This is a genomic window from Planktosalinus sp. (assembly GCF_059864935.1).
This window is the reverse complement of sequence record NZ_JCBCCK010000362.1, coordinates 1-4,084: the sequence shown is the minus strand read 5'-3', so window position 1 is coordinate 4,084 and position 4,084 is coordinate 1. Positions and strand designations below refer to the sequence as shown.

The 4,084-nt window shown below is 44.6% G+C and carries 3 protein-coding genes; all 3 read right to left on the bottom strand.

The window, feature by feature from the left end; all coding sequences use genetic code 11:
- Window positions 1–438 (bottom strand): hypothetical protein (locus AC6F75_RS11430; RefSeq protein WP_500715147.1); only part of this gene is annotated, 438 nt, incomplete at its 3' end.
- A gap of 190 nt (window positions 439–628) precedes the next feature.
- Window positions 629–2,533, bottom strand: coding sequence for a T9SS type A sorting domain-containing protein (locus AC6F75_RS11425; RefSeq protein WP_500715146.1), 1,905 nt, complete (start codon window positions 2,531–2,533; stop codon window positions 629–631).
- Between the two features lie 222 nt (window positions 2,534–2,755).
- Window positions 2,756–4,084: T9SS type A sorting domain-containing protein (locus tag AC6F75_RS11420; protein WP_500715145.1), on the bottom strand; the 1,329-nt coding region annotated here is incomplete at its 5' end.

Genomic DNA, 4,084 nt, shown 5'->3' with positions numbered 1-4,084 from the left:
CCCGCCCAAAGCATCAGTACCCAAACCATAAGCAAATATTTGACCGCCCCCACCTATGGTCTTGTGCCAGCGAAAGTCCCCCTCACAGGTTGTGGACACCAAGTAGGCATCCCGGCTCCTGTAGTGTGGGCTGCTTGAAGGGTCATTGTAGGTCGTGATGGGTATCAGGTTATTGGGGTCCAACAAATCACCAAATGTTGCTTGTGTACTTCCCAGGTCACTTCCAATATCCACTATAAAATAATAGTTGTTCTGTTCGTCTATGGCAATCACATTGACTTTTTGGGAATTATCCAAGTTTGAATTTGTAACGTTGTTTTGAAGGTCTCTAGGTCCGCCCCCTCGGGTAGCCCAGCTATATTCATAATCTGCCTGTTGGGCAGCTATATCAAAGCTCAGCAATGATAACAGTATCAGAAGGGTGTGTTTTGTTTGCATGGTGTTGTTTTTTAAAGTTTTATGTATTGACTGCTAATTTCAACTGTTGCCTCCATGTTGATCAAACCATCCCAAACCCCTTGCCCCGACCCGCCAAAGGCGGGTGGGGGTTTGGATTTCGAGTATTAATCCATGTGCTAGCCTCTGGACCACAAAGCTTTTGTTTAAAAAGTTTGAGAAAAACACATTACTATTTTTTAATCAACATCTTTTGCATCGACTTGCCGGTATTGTCTTGTAACACCACAATATAACTCCCTGCGGAAAGGCCTTCCAGAGAAAGGCTGCCGGATTGGCCTGTTACAGCTTGCTCTTTAACTACTCTGCCTGATATGTCATAAATGCCCACGGTTATAATGCCCACATCTGCCTGCCAGTGCAGGATGTTGCCCGCCGGGTTGGGGTAGATGCGCATTTGTGGTTTTTGCACTTCGCCAACGCTCATTAAATCATCACAGCTGACGCCTGCTTTTGCTAATTGGGCGATAAAAAAGTCTGATTTGCTGATGCCCTCCCGCAAAACTTCAGGGACATTGGGGTGGTTAACAAATAGTGACGGTGAGGTCAAGGTGCCTCCCACCACAATGTTTCCTAACTTATCAACAGCAGTGGCACTTATATAATTTCGAAAACCCATGCCGGTACTTAAAATATCATGTAAATCTACCCCGGCCCCTGTTTGCTTATCAAGCCTTACGACCGCAGGATCAATACCGTGACCCGATGGCCTGTGATAAGACAGGTTAGCCCAGGTAAAAGTACCGCCACCGGTCCTCCCGTCTGCCATGCCTATAATAACCTCGTTATTATCAAAATCAAAGGTAATTGAAGTTGTAGCACCCCCCTGAGTTTCATCTGCATTACTTCCCCATAATAAAATCCCATTGCTGTCCATCGCAATAACAAACGGTTTCCAGGAAGGAGATGTATTGTTTGTGTACCCTCCAAAAGTGCCTCCGTTGCCTCTTAATCTTCCAACAACAAAAATATTTCCTTGGTCATCAATACTTAAATCCATTATTTCACCAGCTTGAGTATTCGCATCTCCCATATGCCACCAGGCTAGACTGCCATCCTGAGCACTAAATGCAGCCAAATAAAAGTGTTCTGTTTCCACACCGTCTATGATGGCGGGATGCGTAAGACTCCCTAAGTGTTGATGGAATGCTGCAATATAATACCGATCCATGACTGGGTCATAGGTAAATGCAATTCTATTTCCCACAATTGTAGGACCTATTGCCCCCCACATATTTATGTCCAATCGGGTATAACCCAAAAAATCACCATCCTTGTCATAGCGCAACACCCCAAGGTCGCCCACATAGGTATTTGATGCTACTGAACTGTGCGGGAAAGAAACGCTGTCTGCCACCACAGCCCCGCCCTCAAGTTCATGACCGGCAGACATCAACACGTTAAAATGCATAGTGCCGTTGGGTTCCACATGCAAAGCCCCGCCTGTAGCAAACACTTGAGAATTGTATTGAGCAGGAGGGTTCGTATTGGGTTCTTTCAACCATTGAAAATTACCTTCTATATCATATTTAACTATATAAGTGGTACCATGCAACATGGTATTTTTTATGGAATCCTGATCAAAATGCACAGGGGTTTGTGCACTTGTCATCTGTTGTGCATTACCGGCCACATAGACCCCGCCAAAGGCGTCAGTGCCCAAGCCATATGCAAAAATCTGACCACCACCGCCTATGGTCTTGTGCCAGCGAAACTCCCCTTCACAGGTAGTGGAAACCAAATAAGCATCCCTGCTCCTGTAGCTCTGACTGCTTGAGGGGTCATTGTAGGTGGTGATGGGTATCAGGCTATTGGGATCCAAAAGATCGCCAAATGTTGCCTGTGTACTCCCAAGGTCACTGCCAATATCAACAATAAAATAATAATTGTTTTGTTCGTCTATGGCAATTACATTGACTTTTTGAGAATTACTTAAGTCCGAATTAATAATATTGTTTTGAAGGTCTCTCGGTCCGCCACCACGGGTGGCCCAGCTATATTCATAATCGGCCTGTTGGGCAAAAGAATCAAAAGCCAGTAAGGTGATCAGTATCAATAAGGTGTAATTTGTTTGCATGATGTTATTTTTTAATGTGAATCAATTATCGATGACCCCGTTTTGCCCTAAGTCCCGAAATAAATTCGGGACAAGCTCTAAAGGGTACAGGGTGCATCTAAGATATTATTTTTTTAATTAATAGTTGTTTTTAAAGGGTATTTTCACATAAGGCATTTACCGTCGATTCCCCGTTTTGCCCTAACCCTAAAGGGAACCGGGGAATCTAAGATAAATTAACTTTTACTTTTTGATCAACACTTGTTGCATACGTTGCCCGATATCATCATTGATTATTACAATATAGGTGCCTGAAGAAAGGTTACCCAAGTTCAAAGGGATCATCCCGCTGTTTTGGTTTATGGGTTGTTCAATAATGGCAACGCCCAACAGGCTGTAAACCGTCAATGTGCCCTTGTTGCTTTTGTTCAGGGTATAGTGCACATTTACCATCTGTGTTACAGGATTGGGAACCAATTTTAATTCATGATGGCTTTCTGAGAAAAAAGATGGTGGTATCACCGGGTATTCTATCTCTTCCTCTTGATAACAAAACAAGTTGCCATTGTGCAACACCTGAATAAACATCACTGAATTTCCACCTGTGAAACCCGAATTGGGTATAAATTGCAATTGGAGGTTTACAGATTGTCCGGGACCCACAGTAACGTTATTGGGAATATAGACCCCGTCAGGTGATGTAAATTGAAAAGTAAGTGTTATACCGTGAGGATTGTGGATGTGCATATTTACATCATAATAGAAATATGGGAAGCTTTGGCCTATCCTGATTTCACCTACTCTCAACTCGAAATCGCGATCACAGGGGCGGCAGCCTTCATGACTCAGAGTTACCTGAAGTGTACCACTGGTCAGCTCACACCACGTTCCCAAAATATCTGTGCCCAGCTCCAATTGCAAAGCGCCCGGTTGGTTAATAGGCTGGGGGGGCACATGTATACCACCATATTGATTTCCAAAACCATCCCATAACCATGCGTGCATGTCATAAACAGGAAGGGGCCCTATTACATAACTGTTGTTTAGTCCAGGGTCTTCGCAGGATTCAAAACAACCGGTAGGGAACACCCAGATATGTTCTTCGGGCAATGCAGGAATGGGAATTTCTACCCACACACTGCACCCCCACTCATTGGTATAGCGTACAGCCAGCAACCCGGTATGGTTAACAGTTGTTTGGATGCCGGAGTCGCCATTGCTCCAGTTGTAATTGCCATCAGGATCAGGGTTTATTATTGTTGCCACTATTTCAAATGGGCTACAGTTTACCTGAAAATCCAGTTGTACATCGTTTGCCGTGGGTGTGGGGGATACCACTACTATAAAGTTAAAACTGTTTGTACACTCCCCAATGTTAGGGTCGCCCACTTCAAGGGTATAGGTAAAGCTGCCCGAGGTGTTTTCCACGAGGCCTTCCAGCAACCAGGGGGTAGTTGTGTTGTTTAAAGGATGTATTTGCACCCCTTCCCGCAACCAGCGGCGGGCAATGGTTTCATCATCAACTATGCCTTCAAGGTCAAATTCGCTGCCTGCACAAACAGGAGTGATTGG